General features: G+C 34.9%; 23 protein-coding genes. 15 read left to right on the top strand and 8 right to left on the bottom strand.

Annotated features, from left to right (window positions below):
• The 4 genes from ABS916_RS04370 to msrA form a co-directional block, all read right to left on the bottom strand.
• Positions 1–609, bottom strand: a complete 609-nt coding sequence (locus ABS916_RS04370) for a CDP-alcohol phosphatidyltransferase family protein (RefSeq protein WP_502880580.1) — start codon at positions 607–609, stop codon at positions 1–3.
• Positions 610–611: 2 nt separating this feature from the next.
• Positions 612–3,080 carry a PEP/pyruvate-binding domain-containing protein gene (locus tag ABS916_RS04365; RefSeq protein WP_350450856.1) on the bottom strand — a complete coding sequence of 823 codons (2,469 nt, stop codon included), beginning with the start codon at positions 3,078–3,080 and terminating at the stop codon, positions 612–614.
• A gap of 86 nt (positions 3,081–3,166) precedes the next feature.
• Positions 3,167–3,757, bottom strand: coding sequence for a CDP-archaeol synthase (locus ABS916_RS04360; protein ID WP_350450855.1), 591 nt, complete (start codon positions 3,755–3,757; stop codon positions 3,167–3,169).
• Positions 3,758–3,942: 185 nt separating this feature from the next.
• On the bottom strand, positions 3,943–4,782 hold the full coding sequence (gene msrA, locus ABS916_RS04355; RefSeq protein ID WP_350450750.1) for a peptide-methionine (S)-S-oxide reductase MsrA: 840 nt from the start codon (positions 4,780–4,782) through the stop codon (positions 3,943–3,945).
• A gap of 243 nt (positions 4,783–5,025) precedes the next feature.
• On the opposite strand from msrA, the gene nth reads away from it, so the two are divergent.
• On the top strand, positions 5,026–5,724 hold the full coding sequence (nth, locus tag ABS916_RS04350) for an endonuclease III (protein WP_350450749.1): 699 nt from the start codon (positions 5,026–5,028) through the stop codon (positions 5,722–5,724).
• Positions 5,725–5,801: 77 nt separating this feature from the next.
• Here nth and ABS916_RS04345 read toward each other — a convergent pair whose 3' ends face one another.
• Complete coding sequence (locus ABS916_RS04345) at positions 5,802–6,803, bottom strand: nucleoid-associated protein (RefSeq protein WP_350450748.1); 1,002 nt, start codon at positions 6,801–6,803, stop codon at positions 5,802–5,804.
• A 204-nt stretch (positions 6,804–7,007) separates the two neighbouring features.
• Between ABS916_RS04345 and ABS916_RS04340 the strand changes: the two genes are divergently transcribed.
• The 10 genes from ABS916_RS04340 to ABS916_RS04295 all read left to right on the top strand — a co-directional run bounded on the left by ABS916_RS04340 (position 7,008) and on the right by ABS916_RS04295 (position 14,071).
• Positions 7,008–7,298 (top strand): DUF2087 domain-containing protein, encoded by a 291-nt coding sequence (locus ABS916_RS04340; protein WP_350450747.1) that lies wholly within the window; start codon positions 7,008–7,010, stop codon positions 7,296–7,298.
• A 44-nt stretch (positions 7,299–7,342) separates the two neighbouring features.
• Complete coding sequence (locus ABS916_RS04335; RefSeq protein ID WP_350450746.1) at positions 7,343–7,723, top strand: DUF3021 family protein; 381 nt, start codon at positions 7,343–7,345, stop codon at positions 7,721–7,723.
• Between the two features lie 234 nt (positions 7,724–7,957).
• Positions 7,958–9,451, top strand: coding sequence for a BglG family transcription antiterminator (locus ABS916_RS04330; protein WP_350450745.1), 1,494 nt, complete (start codon positions 7,958–7,960; stop codon positions 9,449–9,451).
• Positions 9,441–9,878: a PTS sugar transporter subunit IIA gene (locus tag ABS916_RS04325; protein ID WP_350450744.1), complete on the top strand. Its 438-nt coding sequence runs from the start codon at positions 9,441–9,443 to the stop codon at positions 9,876–9,878. Before ABS916_RS04330 ends, ABS916_RS04325 begins: the two co-directional genes overlap by 11 nt.
• 11 nt (positions 9,879–9,889) lie before the next feature.
• Positions 9,890–10,207 (top strand): PTS fructose transporter subunit IIB, encoded by a 318-nt coding sequence (locus ABS916_RS04320; RefSeq protein ID WP_350450743.1) that lies wholly within the window; start codon positions 9,890–9,892, stop codon positions 10,205–10,207.
• Positions 10,208–10,235: 28 nt separating this feature from the next.
• A complete protein-coding gene (locus ABS916_RS04315; RefSeq protein ID WP_350450742.1) occupies positions 10,236–10,688 on the top strand; it encodes a PTS sugar transporter subunit IIA in 453 nt (150 codons plus the stop codon).
• An 18-nt stretch (positions 10,689–10,706) separates the two neighbouring features.
• Complete coding sequence (locus tag ABS916_RS04310; protein ID WP_350450741.1) at positions 10,707–11,036, top strand: PTS fructose transporter subunit IIB; 330 nt, start codon at positions 10,707–10,709, stop codon at positions 11,034–11,036.
• A gap of 11 nt (positions 11,037–11,047) precedes the next feature.
• Positions 11,048–12,148, top strand: coding sequence for a PTS fructose transporter subunit IIC (locus ABS916_RS04305; protein WP_350450740.1), 1,101 nt, complete (start codon positions 11,048–11,050; stop codon positions 12,146–12,148).
• Positions 12,149–12,238: 90 nt separating this feature from the next.
• Positions 12,239–12,928 carry a D-allulose 6-phosphate 3-epimerase gene (gene alsE / locus ABS916_RS04300; RefSeq protein WP_350450739.1) on the top strand — a complete coding sequence of 230 codons (690 nt, stop codon included), beginning with the start codon at positions 12,239–12,241 and terminating at the stop codon, positions 12,926–12,928.
• 276 nt (positions 12,929–13,204) lie between these two features.
• Positions 13,205–14,071 carry a MurR/RpiR family transcriptional regulator gene (locus ABS916_RS04295; protein WP_350450854.1) on the top strand — a complete coding sequence of 289 codons (867 nt, stop codon included), beginning with the start codon at positions 13,205–13,207 and terminating at the stop codon, positions 14,069–14,071.
• A gap of 44 nt (positions 14,072–14,115) precedes the next feature.
• Here the strand turns inward: ABS916_RS04295 and ABS916_RS04290 are convergent, their stop codons facing one another.
• Together ABS916_RS04290 and ABS916_RS04285 are read right to left on the bottom strand one after the other, a co-directional pair.
• Entirely contained in the window at positions 14,116–15,093 is a 978-nt protein-coding gene (locus ABS916_RS04290) for a Gfo/Idh/MocA family protein (protein ID WP_350450738.1), read from the bottom strand.
• Between the two features lie 320 nt (positions 15,094–15,413).
• The gene (locus tag ABS916_RS04285; protein ID WP_350450737.1) at positions 15,414–16,430 is read right to left on the bottom strand and encodes a Gfo/Idh/MocA family oxidoreductase; all 1,017 of its coding nucleotides are present in this window, start codon (positions 16,428–16,430) and stop codon (positions 15,414–15,416) included.
• Between the two features lie 268 nt (positions 16,431–16,698).
• Between ABS916_RS04285 and deoC the strand changes: the two genes are divergently transcribed.
• Entirely contained in the window at positions 16,699–17,385 is a 687-nt protein-coding gene (gene deoC / locus ABS916_RS04280) for a deoxyribose-phosphate aldolase (protein ID WP_350450736.1), read from the top strand.
• A gap of 135 nt (positions 17,386–17,520) precedes the next feature.
• Here the strand turns inward: deoC and ABS916_RS04275 are convergent, their stop codons facing one another.
• Positions 17,521–18,381 carry an SDR family oxidoreductase gene (locus tag ABS916_RS04275; RefSeq protein WP_350450735.1) on the bottom strand — a complete coding sequence of 287 codons (861 nt, stop codon included), beginning with the start codon at positions 18,379–18,381 and terminating at the stop codon, positions 17,521–17,523.
• Between the two features lie 142 nt (positions 18,382–18,523).
• On the opposite strand from ABS916_RS04275, the gene ABS916_RS04270 reads away from it, so the two are divergent.
• The 3 genes from ABS916_RS04270 to ABS916_RS04260 all read left to right on the top strand — a co-directional run bounded on the left by ABS916_RS04270 (position 18,524) and on the right by ABS916_RS04260 (position 20,331).
• Positions 18,524–18,868, top strand: coding sequence for a winged helix-turn-helix transcriptional regulator (locus ABS916_RS04270; protein ID WP_350450734.1), 345 nt, complete (start codon positions 18,524–18,526; stop codon positions 18,866–18,868).
• A gap of 34 nt (positions 18,869–18,902) precedes the next feature.
• Positions 18,903–19,295 (top strand): DUF1398 family protein, encoded by a 393-nt coding sequence (locus ABS916_RS04265; protein ID WP_350450733.1) that lies wholly within the window; start codon positions 18,903–18,905, stop codon positions 19,293–19,295.
• Positions 19,296–19,371: 76 nt separating this feature from the next.
• On the top strand, positions 19,372–20,331 hold the full coding sequence (locus ABS916_RS04260) for a glutathione S-transferase family protein (RefSeq protein WP_350450732.1): 960 nt from the start codon (positions 19,372–19,374) through the stop codon (positions 20,329–20,331).
• The last annotated feature ends 12 nt before the right edge of the window (positions 20,332–20,343 follow it).

Genomic DNA, 20,343 nt, shown 5'->3' with positions numbered 1-20,343 from the left:
CTACAATCTCCATAATCCGAACAACGTTACAAGCGCTAGTCCTAGGAAAAAGAGGTACATTACACGATTGGGTTTAGGAATCTTAATGTCCCAGATGAATAGAAAAGCCATTATAGGAGCAAGCAGTAGAAGAACAGATTGAAAACTGCCACTTGAAAATCCTTCACTTACCAAGTAACCGACCGGAAAAACAAGTGCACCATAGGTAACCGGAACTCCCCGGAAATAAGTAGCTCTTTCTGCTAAATTTTCTTTCGTTTCACGATTGAAATAAGCCAGTCTTGTAACCGCAGTGATGACATAAATAATAGCTAAAAAAATGTTCATTAAAGGAAACCGGCCTTGTGCGATCAATAAAACTGCGGGCAATGCCGCAAAACTGATCATATCGCAAAGGGTATCGATCTCCACACCAAATTGTTCTTGCGCTTTTGTTCTTTCAAAAGAACGCGCAACCATGCCATCAAATAAATCACAAAGTCCGCTCACAATAAAGCAGCTCATCGCCCAGATCATTTCACCTTGAATGATAAAATGCATCGCTACTAACGACAGGGCTGTCCCAAAGTAAGTTAAATAGATAAATTTTCCATATTCTCCAATAAACATTTTTAGCATCCACCTTTTTGAATTGTAATGTCACCCGTGGTTCCATTCATTGTAACGGTCATACCTGTTTTTAAGTTTTCAGTAGCGTGTGTTGCACAGACGATCGTTGGAATCCCGAATTCTCTGGCAACAATTGAGGCATGGCATAAAACACCGCCAGTTTCTGTAATCAGACCCTCAATGGAACCAAAAGCGTGACTCCAACCTGTATCTGTAAAACGAGTCACCAAGATTTCGCCAGCTTGCAACTGATGGATGTCTTTAGGGTCTAGCAGGATTCTTACTTTTCCAGAAACAATTCCATCGTTAGCACCGATTCCAGATAAACTGGATGGAGTATCTACCAAAAGATTTTCCATCTCTGGGGAAATACTTGTCTCCATTAAATCTCCTGGAGGAACAAAGTGGCGATAAGCCTGACAATACATACGATTGTCTTGTACGGATTTTTGAAGACTTTCTTGAGAAAGTTGGTTAGTAATAAAAGAGTGTATCGTTTCTTTTTCAAGATAGAAGAGGTCTTCTGTTTGATCAATATACCCTAGTTGGGAATACCTTTCGCCTAATTTCAAAGTGATTTGACGAATCAAATGATAAAAACGAGTTGATACATCTTTAAATTCTTCACGCCACCATAATAAGTCACGCAGCATCTTGATATCCTTCATTACTTTAGTACGTTGCCATTTAGAGACATAGGGTTCAATTAGTTTTCCCATTTGTTCTTCTGTCTGTATTTGTGAGAAGGAGTGTTGAGCTGCCTTGAGTTTCTCTGGATGATCCACATAGTCTTTCAACAGATCAACAACTAGCTGCTGGTCTTCGCTATAACTTGGCACCAATAAATTCAATTCACGATTTGAATGATAGCCAAATATTGCTTGAAAAGCTTTAATCCGCTGCGCATCTAGACGATGGGGTTGTTTGGTTAGCAGCGTATTGATGTCTACTGGACTGTTTGTCATCCATTCCTGCTTGAATTTATCGTTTGCCAAGATAATATCAACGATCTCATACAGATCACGTAGCGGTTGGATATGTGAGACTGCACCTAATTTTGAGATAAGCTGAAAAAAAGTATCTAAAGGCAATTTTTTCAATAAGGCGGTTTTTTTCATTGAAAGCTGCACCGTATTGACATAGACTTGCCAGAAATAAGTCTGTTCACTTTGCAAATAAGCATCGTTAATGATAGTTTCCCATAACGCTTCAATTTTATGCTGATCTGTCGCGGAAGATAGCGATTGGATTTTTTTATCGATTGATTGATACGTTTCTAATAGTTGTTTGTGTTGCTGTGCTGCTGTTTGACGCTGTTGCTGAGTCGTTTTAGTGATACGAGTCGCCACAGTTAGTAAATGGCTGAGCGTCTTAACTGTCAGCTTGCTTTTATAGCCATCTCCTTGATAATTTTTATACACGCCAAGCTCGTCATCAAATTCGCGTTCAATATAGCCAGGTATCCGTGACATGGCTTCTTTTACAACCCCAATATTCCAATAAGGTCTTGCAAAATGATTGATAGATAGCTGGTTGATGTTTGTTGAATCGTATAACTTGTTTTGAATCAAGAATTTTTCTAACGTAGTCTGCCATGATTCGCGGTATAAACTCCACATCAATCCTGGACAAGGCTGCGCAGCGACACCGCCATCACGAAAATTCGTTGTTGTCCAATTGCCTTCATTGATTTTTCGGCGAATCGTTGTGATCGGGCGAGCTTGTAAGAAGAATAAGGAATCTTTGCTGAAACAAAATTCCACATCGACAGGATAGCCATAAAAGGTCGCAATCAAAAGCAACTGTTCTTGAAGCTGCTTTAACTGACCTGAAGATAAAATTTTTGAGCAATTTGTTGGTCCGATTGTTGAAAACCAATCAATCGTTAATTGTTCAGGAGTAACCAATCCACTAACAAGCTGTTCACCTGCGCCCTTCACTACTTCAAGGGTTAATTGACGATCATTATTTGTCAAAGGATTGAGAGTAAACGAAATACCACTGGACACTGCTGAAACTTGTTCTTGAATAATGACAGACATTCTTAGATTTTGAACGTCCAACTGATGCGTCTGCCAATAAGTTATGGCAGCTGGCTTAAAAAGAGACGCGATACATTGTTTTAATGCAGCAATAATGTCGTCAGTCGTCGTGCAGTTTGCAATTGTGTCGTATTGTCCAGCAAAAGAAGTAGATGCTTGGTCTTCCATCAAGCCACTGCTTCGCACAATATAGGTTTTATTAAGAGATATCAGATCACTTATTTCTGCATTTAATTCCGCTGGGAAACTCAGCTGATCCAAGCGTTGAACAATCGTTTCATAAGTTGGCAGATTAGGATGAACGGTTGTTTCTAATCCTACTAGTTCTGGGATTGCTTCAGTCCATAGTGAAGTGAGTTTATCTTCTGAAATGAAATAGCCTTTAGGTACCTGAAGGCCTAACTGAGACAAATTGATCAACGCGTTTATTTTACCGCCATACCGCAGATTTGTTTCTGCAGTTTCTATTAAAGTCCAATAAATTTTCTATACACCTCTTTGTACATCTAAAATAATTAGAATGGATTTTTTCTTAATTTAAACCAATACAATAATTGATTGACTACGACATGAGTACCAGCTCCCAAAAGGATAAACTCGAAAAATTGAGCCAAACTTATTGGAACCAAAACGGCTACAACTAGAGCACAACCTAGCAATGAATCTGCTTGATCAATAAAAATAAAGAACCATTTCCATTGATTGTTTGCTGGTTTACCAGGTTTTATTTCTAGCCGTCGTTTCATAAAACTATTGGGCAATTCAAAAACGACATAAGCTAACCCTAATAAAAAACCAATCCAAAGATTGTTTAGGATAGAATTTGCATAGACGTCATAGAAGAGATTCAGCGATTCAAGAGAAGGGCTAGTTTTTAGAATGAGTCCCCAGATCATTTGAGAGAGTCCGCCAAAAAGAATCATGCCAATAAAGCCTTTCCAAGTTTTGTTTTGACCAAACAATCGCTTGCCGTCTGCTAATATCCTACCGGCATCCATTGGGATATTTAAACATTGATAAGTAGGGTATTTACAAAATACCATATTGGCAACACCTGCAAAAATCACTGACATTAATGTAACGTATAAACTTAAAATTGTTTCCAACACAGTTTTTTCCTCTTTCTCTTATAAAAATATAAAGGTTTCTCTTTATGGTAAACTATTTTTGTGAATTTTTAAACAAAATCAATTCAGTGAAAAGATAAATGACGTTTTAGTCATTCTTCATTGAAAAAGTAAAAATAGCTATTCAATATGGTAGAGAAGAGTAGCTATCATGGCACAGTCCATTAATGTTTTCGTGTAAAATGATTAAGCTCTGTCCGGATTTTACCTTGCAAATGTTGGAATGCTAAAAATTGTTGACGGGACCGCTCAATCCTTTTGTATCTTTTTCGATTTTTCTTATAAAATTGCTGGTGGAAGTTTTCTGCCGGCCAAAATACAGATGTTGGCTCAATTAATGTAACGATTGGACGCTTGTATTTGCCGGATTCTATTAATCGCTGTTTTGACTTTTCAGTAATTTTCCGTTGTTCTTCATTTCGAACAAAAATAATCGGGCGGTACTGACTGCCTCGGTCTTGAAATTGTCCAAACGCATCAGTGGGATCAGTCAGCTGCCAATAAAGCTCCACCAAGTCTTTATACTGTATGATCCGTGTATCAAAAATAATCTCAACCGCTTCGACATGCCCTGTATACTGGCCACTCACTTGGTCGTAAGTGGGATGGTTCATATGCCCTCCGGTGTAACCCGATAAGACTGAAATGATTCCATTTCGGGTTTCAAAAGGTTCTACCATACACCAGAAACAGCCGCCTGCAAATACCGCAGAATCTTGGTAAGTCAGATCATCAATGGAATGTTTCGCAAAATCAAATTGAGCGTTGGAGCTAGCATTTCCAGTTATACTGTTATAAAAATCCGTCACATCAGGCGTTAAGTTGTTTCTTAATGCGAGTGGACGTAATTTAGCTTCAAGCTTTGAAAATTGGTCGCCAATACTTCCACCTTCTTCTAAGGCGTTTTTGGTCGACAATAATGATGACCGTTCCCAGTCCCGAGTAGCAGGATTGAGGATCAAATTATATAAATCATTGAGCGTTTCTTCGTCATTTTGTCTCATATTAAAGACCCTCCGTAGGTATGTTTTTGAGGAACAATTCTTTAATTTATTATACCTCAACCATCAGTGCTAAAGAACTGTTGAAACTTTATTTTAAACATTAAAAGGTCAGAATGACATGATTCTAAGTAAAGCTATACTTAGATTCTGGCTTTATAGAAAATAAGATACTGATAAACTTGATTTTAGTGTTATTGAAAGTATGTTATATTAAAAAAAACTAAATAAAAGAAAGGAAAGCTTATGCTGACAAAAGAAGCCGCGCAACACGTTATCTATGAAATTATGAAGCTTTATCCCAATGCTGTCCCAACGATGCGATATCAAAATCCATTTCAATTGTTGATGGTCGTTATATTAAGTGCTCAGGCAACAGACGTATCAGTCGCTAAGGTGAAAGACAAGTTATTCGAACGCTATCCAAATCCTCAAGCTGTTATCGAATCTTCACCTGAAGAAATTGAATTATACATAAAAACAGTCGGACTCTACCGGAATAAAGCAAAGTATATTTATAAAAGCAGCTGTCAATTACTTGAAAAATTTGATGGGAAAGTACCAAATACACGCAAAGAATTGCAATCATTAACTGGAATTGGACCTAAATCAGCTAATATACTATTGAATGTTGCCTTTAACCAAGATGCTTTTGCAGTGGACACACATGTCGCACGAATCTGCAAACATCACAAAATAGTAGAAAAAAATGCCACGCCTAAACAAATTGAAGAACGCGTGACAGAAATTATCCCGGCAAAATATTGGGGAAGAGCACATCAATCCATGATCTCATTCGGAAAAGAAATATGTACACCTAGAAATATGAAGTGTCATGATTATCCACAGTTGTATGAGAATTTAGAAGAAGTAGATCCTACTGACACAACTGATGCTTCCATTTGTATGGATAATGGGAATACGAAAGTTCGTACTATTCAATAGTGGTTAAATAATCGTTGACATAAGCGAAAATCTTCCTTTGTACTGAGCATTGACAGGCTCATACAAAGGAAGATTTTTTAAAATAAGTTTTTAATTTTTTCAATGTTTTTAATCATAACAGAAGTCGTTCCATCTGGATTATTGATAAACTCGACAACATCTGGGTCTCTGTAAAGTTCAATAGGAATGCTGATCTCGATTCCGTTATCTAAACGGAATTTTTGTTTGGAATATTTTGGTCCAGCAACGGCTACTTCAGCAGGAGCACGATCTACGTAACCTAATTCTTTGATTTCTTCAAAAAACTTTTCTTTTTTCGCATGATTGTCCCCGTATAGAGTCTCAGCGATCACTTGGTTATCAATGACGTTTTCTTCTGTCATACTATGGACAAGTGCATCTTTCGTATCAGCCAATACTTGGAATTCTTCATCATCAAACGCTTCGCTTGTTTTTTGAACGGCTTTTTTAATGATTGAAATGTTCTCTTTAAGACTGGGTTGAGGTTTATCTTCTAAAAATAGTTCTGTAAAATAATAAATTTTCTCTGCTAATTCATCAATTAGGTGCTTTTTCTCAATCACATGGTATTCCATGGTGTTCGAATTCAACACCATTCCTTCTTGAATCGCTTGACGTGCACTCGGTAAGATGGAACGGTTAATGATCAACTGATTCGTCAACGTGTCTTCTTCATAAGAGACATAGTGAGTGATGCTGTCAGAATAATTTAATTTGAACAGCCCTAAATGCGGCACTTCGTCTAAAGTAAAATAAACAAATAATAAATCAGCTGGCGGTATTTCTGGATTGAGTTTTGTAATGGAAAAGAATTTTTCGGTCAGCTTTTTGGTCGTCTCAATAAAGTCTTCTTGAATAGAAGAAAAAGTTTTGTTTAAAGGATTACTTTCGGTTAATACCCCAGTCTTCATATTGTCTGAGTCTTCTACTTTTTCAATCATGGCATGAAGATAATCAAATGTGAATTTTTCTGTAAGATCTAAGCCGGCAAAAGAGAAAATAGGTTCGTTGCTGTTCAAATCAAATATGTGTAAAATGGCTTCTTTTATATAAATCATCTTGTTCCCTCCGTTTTCAGTCACGCTTATCAGTATCTCACAAATTAGACATTCGCAAAAGCAAATTTTAGGTGGAACGTTACTTTATAAGTTTGAATAAAATTGTTTAGGATATTGACTCTCACCATTTTTTAATGATACAGTTACTATGAAATTCGCTTATTTTTAAATCAAAAAGGAAATTTTAAGAAGGAGAAATGGCTTATGAGGTATCAATACACAGAACAGGAAAAAGAAAATGTAGTCACGAACTTTATGAAAAATGATAAAGTAACTAAAGTGCCTGCAAAAGAAAAAAAAAAAAATATTTTGTTAGCTGAATTTATAACCAGATTCGAACAAGGAAAGATATATACAGAGAAAGAAATTAATGCGGAATTACTTAATGTTTATCCAGCAGGTGAGTACGTTGAACAGAGGAGATATTTGATTACCTTTAATTTTTTCAAAAGGACCAGCGATGGTAGTCAGTATTGGCTAAGCATTCAAGATTAAGTAAGTATAAAAGAAAATTAATAGGGGCACGAAAGGAGATTTAAATGAAGCTTTTATTTAAAGGGTTAATTAGAGGAACTATTCCATTTAGTATTATGTTCATGATGTCTTTATGGAATTACTTTCAAGGATCAACAATGGATGCTAGAACATTCTTTTTTAACGGATTGATCATTTTATTTTTGGGAATAGCGAGTGTGATATACGAAATTAACCGTTGGAACTTTCCTAAACAAATTATGATTCACTACATAACAATGTTGCTTACCGTTTTCCCCATTCTTTTGTTGAGTGGTTATTACCCGTTGACTTCTTTTGGAAATTTGCTAAATGTATTTTTACTTTTTAACAAAGTAGGGATTATGCTTTTTGTCGCAACTTTTATCATTTCTAAGATACGTAGAGGGATTAGCAAACAAAGTTAAAAACTGCTCCTATCCATTAAACAGTTCGTTAGCGATTTGTAGATAATTGCTTTTCAGATTAAATAATTAAATAAGTAAGAAATGTAGACAAGGAAACTTTCCTTGTCTTTATTAATTTCAATTCCAATTATCTCAGAATAGTAGTAAAGAATAAATGACCACTGCAATGGTCATATTTAAGGGAAGCGTTTTCTTTAATGTGAGTTAATATAAATATAACAAGGAGGGGTGGCTTTGAGTTCAACCAATAGTCGTGAACAAAAGTTGTTACTGTTTCTTTCTAAAAATCAAGATTACGTTACTTCAGAAGATTTAACAGAAATATTAAGTGTTTCTAAAAAAACAGTCTATCGTTTGATCAAAAAAATCAACGATGAATATGTGGAAGGTCCTTTAGTTCTATCTGAAAAAGGAAGAGGGTATAAACTAGATCACGAAAAGTTTATAAACTATCAAAAAAGCAGCAAGAAATACAAGGAAAATCAATTTTCTACTAACGAGAGACGTAAACGAATCATGGAAGAACTATTGTTGTCTTCGCCAAAACCTTTAAATATCTACCAATTATTTAGCAACTATTATGTAGGAGATTCAGTTATTTTCAATGATGAACAAATTATGAGCGAAGAACTTAAAAATTATAACTTGGTTTTAGAAAGAAAAAACAGAACGTTAGCTATATTAGGGGAAGAAGTTAATATTAGAAAGGCCATCAAAGATAGTATTGAAATATTTAATATTATTGATATTGACGATTTGAAAAGTAATCAAGAACTTAATTTCAATAAGTACGATGTTTTGTTTATATTGGATCAATTAAGGATCATTGAAAAAGATCTAGAAATAACCATTCCCTATCCGTATAATGTAAACATTTTTTCGCATTTGTATATACTGCTCAGTCGCTCAAGAAAAATCCCAGCTTTACTATTTACGGATAAAATCACTAATGAAGAAATGGAAAATATGAAGAGAGATAGTATTTTGTACCAGGTTGCAAAAGTTACTGTTAACAATATTGTGAAATATTTGAACAGTAATTTACCGGATATTGAGATTTATTTTCTTTACCAATATCTGGTTTCATCAAGGATGCAGGGCTCGCTCGCTAAAACGGCTACTTTTTCACCAAAAGTTATCCAAGTGACTAAAGTATATATTGAAGAAATGAGTATCAAATTAGGTATTGATATCGAAAGTCAGTCTATTTTTATTGATTTAGCCAATCATATTAAACCAATGCTTAATCGGTTAGAACACAAAATTCGAGTTAAAAACAGCTTGTTGAATCAAATTAAGGTAACCTACGAAGAAATATTTTTGGAAGTTACTAACGTATCTAACTTTGTAAGTGAAAAATTCAGCTTGCCAGTAATAAATGATGATGAAAATGGCTTTATCACTCTTTATTTTGCAAAGATCATTGAGACAAGTCAATATCAACAACCTATAAAAACACTTATCATGTGCACCACAGGTATTGGAACCTCAGAACTTTTAAGAGCAAAAGTAGCGAAAAAATTTCCTGAAATAGAAATTGTAGATGTAATAGCCTCACGAAATATGCAACTGTTTAAAGAGAAATACGGAGATGTTGAATTGATTTTAAGTACCGTCCATATTGAAGATAACAGGCCTATTCCGTATTTATTAGTGAGTGCAATGTTTACGATTGATGATCAGAAGAGACTTCAGAAAAAAATAGAGGAGATTTACCATGGACGCTAATTTATTCTATGAAGTTTATTTTAATCGTGAGTTGAGGACAAAAGAAGAAGTCTATTCTTTTATCTCTGAAAAGGTCTGTCAGGATGAAGATTCTCAAAAAGACGAAATAATAAAGCAGCTGATCGAAAGAGAACAGGTAGGCAGCATATTAATTGCGGACCATGTACTGTTACCTCATATAGAAAGTGATCAAGTAAAAAAAAGTCGGATACTATTTATTCGATTAGTTAAACCTATAGCAATGTGGGATTGTCAGACAAAAGATATCCAGTTATTGATTGTCCTATTATTGAAGAAAAATGAAATAGACCAAATAAAGAAAAAAATTTCGTTATTTTCAAAAACCTTAGCAGATGAAGACTATTTAAATCGATTGTTAGAAATTACGGATAAATTCTTTTTTGAAAAAGAAATAATAAAAATTTAGGAGGAAGAATGATGAAAATAATTGGAGTAGCAGCATGTACAGTTGGAATCGCACATACGTATATTGCACAAGAAAAATTAGAAAATGCCGCAAAAAAATCCGGATATGAAATCGCCATTGAAACACAAGGAACAATTGGAATAGAAAATGAATTAACTGCAGAACAGATTGAAGAAGCAGATGTGGTTATTTTAGCAGTAGATGTAAAAATCTCTGGTCGAGAAAGATTCGACGGAAAAAGAATCATTCAAGTTCCGACAGAAATTGCAATCAAGTCACCAAATAAATTAATTGAAAAAGCGGCAGAAGTTGTTCTGCAGAAAAACTAATCTTAAAATGAGAGGAGAGAGATAACGAATGGAAGTAAAAAATATTGTCGATTTAAAAACAATCAAAACCAATATGCAGGCTAAGACTAAAGATGAGGCATTGAAAGAATTAACTGAATTATTAGTACAAAATGGATACATTACAGATGTTGATGGCTTTATGAAAGATATTTATGCTAGGGAAGCAGAAGGCCAAACAGGGATTGGGAATTATATTGCTATTCCTCATGGGAAAAGTGATTTTGTGAAGAAAATAGGAGTGGCGATTGGAATTATTGAAGAAGAAATTCCATGGGAAACATTAGATGGTAAAGGAGTAAAAGGAATCATTCTTTTTGCTGTTGGAGACGACAATGATGGGGCACAAAATCATTTGAAATTATTATCGTTATTTGCCAGAAAATTAGGAAATGATGAAGTAGTTAAAAATATACTACAATCAAAAAAAGCTGAAGATGTAAAAGCAGCTTTTAGTAACTAAAAAAGGGGAGGAATAATTATGAAAATAGTAGGAGTAGCAGCATGTACAGTTGGAATCGCACATACGTATATTGCGCAAGAAAAATTAGAAAATGCCGCAAAAAAAGCAGATTACGATATTACCATTGAAACACAGGGAACAATAGGAATAGAAAATGAATTAACTGCAGAACAGATTGCTGAAGCAGATGTAGTTATTTTAGCAGTGGATGTGAAGATTTCTGGACGCGAGAGATTTGATGGGAAAAGAATGATTCAAGTTCCAACAGAAATCGCGATTAAATCGCCAAATAAATTAATTGAAAAAGCGGCAGAAATTGTTGAACAAAGTAATCAAGAAGCTGTATAGGAGGAAGGAAAATGAAAAAAATTAAAGAATTGAATCTTAAAGGTCATTTATTGACAGCGATTTCATATTTGATTCCAATTGTTTGTGGAGCAGGTTTCTTAATCGCAATTGGTATGGCTTTTGGTGGAACTAGCCAAGCTCAATTGATCCAAGGCGAATTTTCAATTTGGGATGCTTTAGCAACAATGGGTGGAGCAGGTTTAGGTTTGCTACCAGTAGTTATTGCTACAGGAATTTCTTACTCAATTTCAGGAAAACCAGGTATAGCACCAGGTTTTATTATTGGGTTAACGGCTAATGCAATTGGTGCTGGGTTTATTGGTGGACTTTTAGGAGGATATTTAGCCGGCTACCTTGTAGTAGGAACTTTAAAATACATTAAAGTTCCTAAGTGGGCTAAGGGATTAATGCCAACTTTGATTATTCCATTTCTAACTTCAGTTGTTGGTGGCTTGATGATGGTTTATGTTATTGGGTTACCAATCGCTGCTTTTACTTCGTTATTAACAAATGCTTTAGATAGTTTGGGATCATCTTCATTGCTAGTATTTGGTGGAGTGATCGGTTTACTGAGTGGAGTTGACTACGGTGGTCCAATTAATAAAACGGTGTTTGCTTTTGTGTTGACAATGCAAGCAGAAGGTCTAAATGGTCCAATTACAGCATTACAATTAGTAAATACAGCGACACCAATCGGTTTTGGATTGGCTTATTTCATAGCAAAAGTGTTTAGAAAAAACATTTATACACCAGTAGAAGTTGAAACGTTGAAATCAGCAGTTCCAATGGGTGTTATCAATATTGTTGAAGGTGTAATTCCAATTGTTATGAATGATATCGTTCGTGGTGTAATTGCAACAGCTATCGGTGGAGCAGCTGGTGGAGCAGTGTCTATGGCTTTAGGAGCAGATGCAACTGTCCCATTTGGTGGGGTATTAATGATTCCAACGATGTCTAGACCATGGGCAGGAGTGGCGGCATTGGTAGTAAATATTCTTGTAACAGGAGTAACTCTAGCTTTAATTAAGAAAAATGTGACAGAAGATGAAATGAGCAAGCAAACGGAGATTGAAGAAGCAGATATTAATTTAGATGATGTTCAAATCTTTTAATGCATATGTGAGAGTAATTAAGAAATTTACTCAGAAATACCTGGATAATTTTAAAAAATTAATAGTAAATAAATGGAGGAATGATAAGATATGAAAAAAGTAGCATTTTCACCATCGCTGATGACAATGGATTTAGATAAATTTAAAGAACAAATTACCTTTTTAAATCATCATGTAGACTCTTATCATATTGATATTATGGATGGACATTATGTTCCTAACATTACATTGTCACCATGGTTTATCGAAGAAGTGCGTAAAATAAGTGACTTGCCTATGTCTGTTCATCTTATGGTTACAGATCCAAGTTTCTGGGTTCAACAACTGGTGGACATGAAGTGTGAATGGATTTGCATGCATGCAGAAGTACTAGATGGTTTGGCATTTCGATTGATTGATCAAATACAAGATGCGGGATTAAAAGCAGGAGTGGTATTAAACCCTGAAACTCCTATTGAAACAATTTTTCCTTACATTGAATTAGTCGATAAAATTACGATTATGACAGTTGATCCCGGTTTTGCTGGACAACGTTTTATTGACAGTACGCTAGATAAAATCGTTGCTTTGAGAGAATTACGAGAAGAAAATGGATATCAATATGTTATTGAAATGGATGGCTCATCTAATCGAAAATCTTTTAAGCGAATTGATGCAGCTGATCCTGATATTTATATTATAGGTCGTAGTGGTTTATTTGGATTAGATGAAGATATTGAAAAATCGTGGGAAATTATGAATAGAGATTATGAGGAAATGACTGGAAAAGTAATATTGTAAGAAAATTAAAGAAATAGACTTTATAATAATTTTCTTGTAAACGTATTGGTTAATTTTAATTATTGAATTACAGTAATAATAATGAAATAAAAAATGAAAAGGCTGTAGATATACATTCCTATGTAAATCTACAGCCTTTTTTAGTTTGAGTGGGAAGACTTTTATCTCAGTCCCATAGTGTGGTTATAAAAAGTTACTCTTTCCACACTTAAGGGTTATATAGTAAATGATAACTAAATGATATAGAATTATTCTATAAAGGAGTTGTTAAATTTGGTGCAAGTAGTAAGTAAGCTAAAAGATCAGACGAGCTTTACAAATACGGAAATGAGAATTGCCGATTATATCATCCAAAACATCACTAAGATTCCTACGATATATATTGAGGATCTAGCAAAATTAACATATACTTCTCACTCAACCATTATCCGTCTCTGTAAAAAAATGGGATACGATGGATTTAGAAGTTTTAAGGTAGCTATTTCAAGTGTAGTTTATAACCAACTGCATCTGCCTAGTGAAGTAGATGTAAATTTTCCCTTTAAACAAGAAGATTTAACCATGGATATAGCTAAGAATATGGCAAATTTAACGATTGATACAATAAAAAAAACGTTAAACCAATTAGATGAAGATTTATTACAATCCGTTGCAGAAATCCTTTTCAAGTCTGAGCGTATTTTTCTGTTTTCTCGTGGTGATTCACAAGTTCGAGCTAGAAGTTTTCAAAATAAATTAGTAAAGATTAATAGATTCGCTATTATCTCTGAAGAATATGCAGATGAGGCATGGAATGCTTCTAACCTTACTCCAAAAGATTGTGCTCTATTTTTATCTTATAGTGGAACTAGTCCTCAATATAATCGCATTTTACAACATTTTTCTAACAAAAAAATCCCAACCATTTTGATAACAGGAAATATAGAATCTGTTTTAACTAAGGTAGCTACCAAAACGATAGCGGTAGTCCAAGAAGAATATGATTTTGTAAAAGTAGGAACTTTTGCATCACAAATTGCCTTTCAATATGTATTAGACACATTATATTCTATTTTATATGCAAAAGAATACAGAAGTAATTTGGAAAATCTAAAAGAAAAACAGGCACTAATTCAAAATGGAATTTTGTCTGAAGAGCTATGACCTATTCCTACAATGAAAAAGCACCTGTTTTTTCTTTTGAAAATTTATCCTAATATTATACCTGCAGATTCTAATCCTTTATCTACAATGGACATAACCATTTCGCTATGATCAAGGTGTTTTGCCATAGCTTCAACGTCAGATTCTCTAATGATTCTTTCAAATTCAAGGAACTCCTCATACATCCGGTGGGTATGAACTTTACAATCGACTAGTTTGCTGTCATTCTGACGATTGATTACCGTAAAGTTGTCAAGAGTGCCGGTAGCACCATCAATAATAATAGCCCCTTTATTGCCTTGAATAATGGTTCGTATTGGAGCTGTAGAATCTTTAGCACCGATACAGACGACTTTTTTATCTCCATAATCAAGACTTAGGATACCGGAAGTATCAATTCCATTTTCAACATTCGCCAAATAGTTTACTTTTTGAGGTTCCCCAAAAAGGCCGGTCACAAAATGAATGTTGTAAATATTAATATCCATTAAAGCCCCGCCACCCATTTTGGGATTGAAAGCTGGCAATATCTCGCCTCTCTTAAAAGCATCATACCGTGAAGAGTATTGGGAATAATTACATTCAATAATTTTAATATCTCCAATCGTTCCTACCGCTTCTTTTATTTTTTTATAATTGGTTAAGTATTGATTTGTTATCGCTTCTAGTAATATGACGTGGTTTGCTAAAGCTAGCTCTTTCAGTTCTTGCATTTCGGATAATTTTAAAGTAAAGGGTTTTTCACAGATTACATTTTTTTTATTCAGTAAGGCTTGTTTGGCATAAGAAAAATGCAAATGATTTGGCAACGCAATATAAACGGTATCGACACGCTCATTTTTCAAACATTCTTCATAATTAGTTGAAACTTCATGAATGCCATAAGTCTTTTTCAAATCATTCATCTTAGCGATACTTCTATCCGTTCCCACAATTGTTTCTAACTCAATCCCCGGAATATCAGAGACCATGGGTAAAAAATCATTTACTATCATTCCAGAACCTATAATTGCAAGTTTCATTATAAACCTTCTTTCTTAGTTGAGTAATCCTTTTTTTTTGGTTGTTTAGCAAATGGTGTTGATACAACAAAATAAAATTTCTTCTGGAATGGACGGGTTTGCTTGTGGAGAGCCATGTGACCGTCTGAAGCCTTTTGTCTTCAGACTTACAAGCCTTAAACAGAGCGTAATCGCTAAAGCGCTAACGCTTTGTCATTCGCATTGAATCATTAGACATGGCTACAAGCAACCCTTATTCCTTCAGAAATATCCTATAATCAATTTAACTAATCTATCAACACTAAAAATGATAGAGCCGATTTTTTAAACGAATTGATAAGTTAGTATTTAATACTTTGAATACCTTCTTCAAGTATTTCTAGTTGACGAATGGTTTCTTCATCTTTTACTAGTTTATCTTTTCCGTTTATGATGGTTTCATATAACCCTTCGTAAATACGGCTATAATCCCCAATTTCTGAAATGACTTTCTCTTCATGATAAAGGCCATTAGCATCTACATAGGTAACAGTACCGTAATGTTCGGGCGTATCTATTCCAAAATCAGGATTAGTTGGCAGATAGAATAATTTTAAGTGTTCTTCTTGTCTATCTTTTTCGTGCTTAATAAACATCCCTTTTTTACCATAAAGCACAAAACTTGGCCGTGATTTTATTCTAAAGTAACTTGATTTAACCGATACTTTTATTTTTGAATAGTAAAAATCCAAGTCAAAATAATCATTCATTCGATTCGGACCTAATAATTGTCTCACATCATAATGAATAGAATCTGGATCTCCAAAATAAGAAAGAACTTGATCAATTGTATGACAGCCATGTCCATATAAATAACTACCAGCGGCTGATAATTCTGTACTGTTTTCTGGAACTTCTGGTCTGAAATAATCATAGTGCATTTCAACTTCTAATAATTCACCAATAACGCCACTTTCAATAACTTTTTGAGCAGTTAGAAAATCTGAATCGTAGCGTCTGTTTTGGTAACACTGCACGATTAAATTTTTTGATTTTGCTAACTCAAATAGTTCTTTTGCTTCTTGAGCTGTTTCGGTAAAAGGTTTTTCAACGAGTGTGTTTTTCCCGTTTTCTAGAGATAATTTTGCAAACTTGAAATGCAATGAATTTGGAAGGCAAATAGCCACCAACTGAATTTCTGGATCATTCCAAATATCCTCTAAATTCGTTGTGTAGTTGACTCCAGGAATTTTATCCCAAGTGCTATCCTCATGACGCGAATAAATTGTTTTCACTTTAACGTGCTCTGCTTTTACTGCGAAAGGTAAATGATAGCGGTTCGTACTTTTTCCGTTTCCGATATAAGCCATGGTTAACATTTAAAAACCTCCTATAGTATCTGTTAATTAGAGTATATATGAAAATGATTGAAATAAGCTGTTATTCATCCATTAAGGTTCTCATGTTCTTTTTTCTTCTAAATAAAGTGATATAAATTGAACATTATGTTCATAAATGACCTCAGATAAATTTTTAGGAACTTTTTATTTGAAATTAGGCAAAATTGAATCTTATATCTGCATGTTATACGTAGCGACATTAATTGTGATAAAATGAAACCGAATTCAACAAGAGGAGGAAGAAAAAATGACATTTCAATTGAGCGTAACCGAGCTAGCAAATATGGTTGATCATACTTTATTAAAAGCAGACGCAAAGAGATCTGGATTTGAAAAATTGTGTCAAGAAGCTGAGGATTATGGTTTTAAAATGGTGGCTATCAATTCAGCGCCTGTTTCTCTATGTAGAGAGTTGTTAAAAGAAAGTTCAGTTCATGTAGGAGCAGCGATTGGTTTTCCGCTAGGCCAGACCACAATTGCTACGAAAGTTTTTGAAGTTACAGATGCCATTAAAAATGGAGCCGGTGAAATCGATTATGTGATCAATATTGGCGAATTAAAAGAAGGTAACTTAGCTTATATTGAACAAGAAATGAAAGGAATTGTAGCAGTATGCCAAAAAAATAATGTTTTAAGTAAAGTAATTTTGGAAAATTGTTATTTGACAGATAAAGAAAAAATTGCTGTTTGTGAAATTGCCAAAAGAGTGAAACCGAATTTTGTAAAGACTTCAACTGGTTTTGGTACTGGTGGAGCCACAGTTGAAGATGTAAAACTAATGAAAGAAGTAGTTGGAGCAGATGTCAAGGTTAAAGCAGCAGGAGGAATACGTGATTTTCTAACTGCTAAAGCTATGGTAGAAGCTGGTGCTGAACGGTTAGGAACGAGTTCAGGGATTAAAATTGTTAACGAATATAGAGCACTCGTTAAGTAGAAAAACCACGAAAGAACAAGTAATGAAAGAGTTAGACTGCCTTTATCGAAAGTAAAACAAGTAAAAATAAACCTTATTAAGGCTTATTCTTACTTGTTTTTTTGTTGATTGAAGAACAGAATCAGTTATAAATAGTTATTGTTGTAAGAATTCTTTTAGAGCATCAACTAGTGGTGTAAGTGGTTTACCTAACGTCTTTTCAAAATCGTTCGAAATAACATCTAATTCACCGTTACGAATATCATTTTGGATCATTAAGATAAACCCAACAACTGGCTCAGGAATACCGTTGCTGGTTAATGATGACTGGTAGTCTGCATCACTTAGCTCGATGACCTCGAAGGTTTTGTCGCTAGCAATTTTAAGAGCTTCTGCTAATTTTACATACGTAATAGGATTGCCTGATAATTCAAGTATTTCTGGTGTGGCTGCTTTTCCAGTTAAGACATTGATGGCAGCTTCGGCATATTCACGTTTTAACGCCCAACCCGTTTTTCCTTCCCCAGCAGAGTACATAAAAGTGTGGCCAGCTACTGCAGCATTTAGCGTGTCCTTTTCGTTTTCTATATACCAGTTGTTGCGTAAAAAAGTGTGGGAAATGTTGGATTCAGAAATTAATTGTTCCGTTAAAATATGGTCTTGAGCTAAAGGACTTTTTGATCCAGCACCTTTAGGGAAACTTGTATAAGCAATAAAGGAAACGCCTGTCTCTTTAGCTGCATTTACAACATTTTTGTGCTGCTCACCACGTGAAACTTTTGCACCAGGTTGTGAGGAAACAAATAATAGACGATCAATGCCACTGAATGTCTCAAGCAAACTTTCATAGTCGCCAAAGTCACCAATACGAACCTCAACTCCTTGTTCACGCAGTTTAGCAGCTTTTTCTTCTGTTCGTGCTAATACCACAATTTCATTTAACTCAACTTGTTCTTTTAAATAATGTAAGGCATAAGTGCCTAGTTCTCCTGTTGCGCCTGTTAATAAGTACTTCATGTGCAATCAACCTTTCTACTATTTAGCTTGTTTCATTCAAGTTCTACTATTATAATAGGACTCTAAGTAACTTATGTAAAGTAAGTACTTTGAAGTTATCTAGTAACTAATAAGTAACTAATGTGAAGGGATAAGGGTTTCTATGCGTAATAAAGTTGTGGATTGTCCAGTAGAGACGACGCTATTGTTGATAAATGATCGTTGGAAAGTAATGATATTAAGAGAGTTGTTAGATGGGACCAAACGATTTGGCGAACTAAGGAAAGCGATTGGAACGGTTTCAGCAAAAGTTTTGACGTCACATTTACGGTCTATGGAAGAAGATGGATTGGTAGACCGTGAAATTTTTGCAGAAGTCCCTCCACGTGTGGAGTATACATTGACGGAATTAGGTAATAGTTTAAAACCAATTTTAGATGCGATGAAGGATTGGGGCACAAATTATCAAGAAATAGTTACGGTTGAAGTTGAAAAGCCAAAAGTGTAACCGAAGCGTCATTCATTAAAAGGAGATAATAAATATGAGTTTAAACAAACAAGAGATTGAAAAAGCTGTCTATGCTGAAAAAAATGCAGGTGGATTTGCTCAATTAATGCAGGAATTCAAAACGTTAGGCATAAAACGCTATGATTATTTAGTTGCAGAAGGACTGTACCGTTATTTTGATGAAAACAGTTCCATCGACTTGCCTTTGAATGGGAAACCGAAAAAAGTTGCTGAACAAAGTAATTCCGAAGCTATCAAAATAGCTGTACAAAGAGCACAATCTGGGGAGTTTGATTTTGAAACTTTTTGTGAGTTAGCTGGTAAAGCTGGTGTTCCTTTTTGGACGAGTGATTTAGTGTTGAAGCAAGTGATTTATTACGCCACGAATCATAAAGCTTTGTTAGTTGAACCGATTCCTGGATTATAAATTAAGCTCTACCTATAATAAAAGAGAAGACAAATAATATAAGCGATAAAGATCAGTAGTTGAAAGGGGAATAACAATGGGATTATTAGTAGATGGTAAATGGCATGATCAATGGTACGACACAGAAGGCAATGGAGGGAGATTCATTCGTCAGGAATCACAATTCCGCAATTGGATCACGCCGGATGGAAGTGCTGGACCAACTGGTGAAGCCGGCTTTAAAGCAGAACCTGGACGTTATCATTTGTACATAGCGTTGGCGTGTCCTTGGGCAAACCGTGCATTAATCATGCGTAACCTAAAAGGGTTAGAAGAGATGATATCGGTATCTATTGTGAATCCTTTGATGGCCGAAAATGGCTGGACATTTGATTCAGAAGAAGGTGTGATTCCAGATCCAGTCATTGATGCAAATTATCTTTATGAAGTCTATACGCATGTGGAATCAGGTTATAGTGGACGAGTGACTGTGCCTGTTTTATATGACTTGAAACAAAATAAAATTGTAAATAATGAGTCTTCTGAAATCATGCGTATCTTAAACTCCGCATTTGATGACGTCGGTGCAAAGGAAGGCGATTATTATCCTGAAGCATTGCGTCCAGAAATTGATGAGATCAATGAGAAAGTGTATCATGCAGTTAATAATGGAGTGTACAAAGCTGGATTTGCGTCGAAGCAAGAAGTTTATCAAGAAGAAGTGTTGAATTTATTTGCTGCGCTAGATGAACTTGAAGAACGCCTAGAAGAGAATCGTTACTTAGTAGGGGAGCAAATTACGGAAGCAGACTGGCGTTTATTCACTACATTGATTCGTTTTGACAGTGTTTATCACGGTCATTTCAAATGCAATATCAAACGCATTACAGAGTACAAAAACCTATGGCGCTACACACGAGAATTATACAACTGGCCAGGAATAGCGGAAACAGTGAACTTTAAGCACATCAAAGACCATTATTACCGCAGTCATAAAAATATCAATCCGACCGGCATCGTTCCAGCAGGACCGGAATTGGATTTTAGTTTAGATTAAAATAGATAGCGA

Source organism: Carnobacterium sp., from assembly GCF_040274945.1.
In the GTDB taxonomy this organism is placed as follows: domain Bacteria; phylum Bacillota; class Bacilli; order Lactobacillales; family Carnobacteriaceae; genus Carnobacterium_B.
This window is presented reverse-complemented; position numbering and strand designations above follow the sequence as displayed.

Bases quoted from the DNA above. Each gene is read 5' to 3' on its own strand.
- ABS916_RS04275 (WP_350450735.1), bottom strand. From the start codon at position 18,381: ATGAAGTACTTATTAACAGGCGCAACAGGAGAACTAGGCACTTATGCC.
- ABS916_RS04370 (WP_502880580.1), bottom strand. From the start codon at position 609: ATGTTTATTGGAGAATATGGAAAATTTATCTATTTAACTTACTTTGGG.
- ABS916_RS04265 (WP_350450733.1), top strand. From the start codon at position 18,903: ATGAGTTTAAACAAACAAGAGATTGAAAAAGCTGTCTATGCTGAAAAA.
- ABS916_RS04260 (WP_350450732.1), top strand. From the start codon at position 19,372: ATGGGATTATTAGTAGATGGTAAATGGCATGATCAATGGTACGACACA.
- ABS916_RS04285 (WP_350450737.1), bottom strand. From the start codon at position 16,430: ATGTTAACCATGGCTTATATCGGAAACGGAAAAAGTACGAACCGCTAT.
- ABS916_RS04325 (WP_350450744.1), top strand. From the start codon at position 9,441: ATGGACGCTAATTTATTCTATGAAGTTTATTTTAATCGTGAGTTGAGG.
- ABS916_RS04310 (WP_350450741.1), top strand. From the start codon at position 10,707: ATGAAAATAGTAGGAGTAGCAGCATGTACAGTTGGAATCGCACATACG.
- ABS916_RS04320 (WP_350450743.1), top strand. From the start codon at position 9,890: ATGAAAATAATTGGAGTAGCAGCATGTACAGTTGGAATCGCACATACG.
- msrA (WP_350450750.1), bottom strand. From the start codon at position 4,782: ATGAGACAAAATGACGAAGAAACGCTCAATGATTTATATAATTTGATC.
- ABS916_RS04335 (WP_350450746.1), top strand. From the start codon at position 7,343: ATGAAGCTTTTATTTAAAGGGTTAATTAGAGGAACTATTCCATTTAGT.
- ABS916_RS04305 (WP_350450740.1), top strand. From the start codon at position 11,048: ATGAAAAAAATTAAAGAATTGAATCTTAAAGGTCATTTATTGACAGCG.
- ABS916_RS04315 (WP_350450742.1), top strand. From the start codon at position 10,236: ATGGAAGTAAAAAATATTGTCGATTTAAAAACAATCAAAACCAATATG.
- deoC (WP_350450736.1), top strand. From the start codon at position 16,699: ATGACATTTCAATTGAGCGTAACCGAGCTAGCAAATATGGTTGATCAT.
- ABS916_RS04270 (WP_350450734.1), top strand. From the start codon at position 18,524: ATGCGTAATAAAGTTGTGGATTGTCCAGTAGAGACGACGCTATTGTTG.
- ABS916_RS04345 (WP_350450748.1), bottom strand. From the start codon at position 6,803: ATGATTTATATAAAAGAAGCCATTTTACACATATTTGATTTGAACAGC.
- ABS916_RS04290 (WP_350450738.1), bottom strand. From the start codon at position 15,093: ATGAAACTTGCAATTATAGGTTCTGGAATGATAGTAAATGATTTTTTA.
- nth (WP_350450749.1), top strand. From the start codon at position 5,026: ATGCTGACAAAAGAAGCCGCGCAACACGTTATCTATGAAATTATGAAG.
- alsE (WP_350450739.1), top strand. From the start codon at position 12,239: ATGAAAAAAGTAGCATTTTCACCATCGCTGATGACAATGGATTTAGAT.
- ABS916_RS04340 (WP_350450747.1), top strand. From the start codon at position 7,008: ATGAGGTATCAATACACAGAACAGGAAAAAGAAAATGTAGTCACGAAC.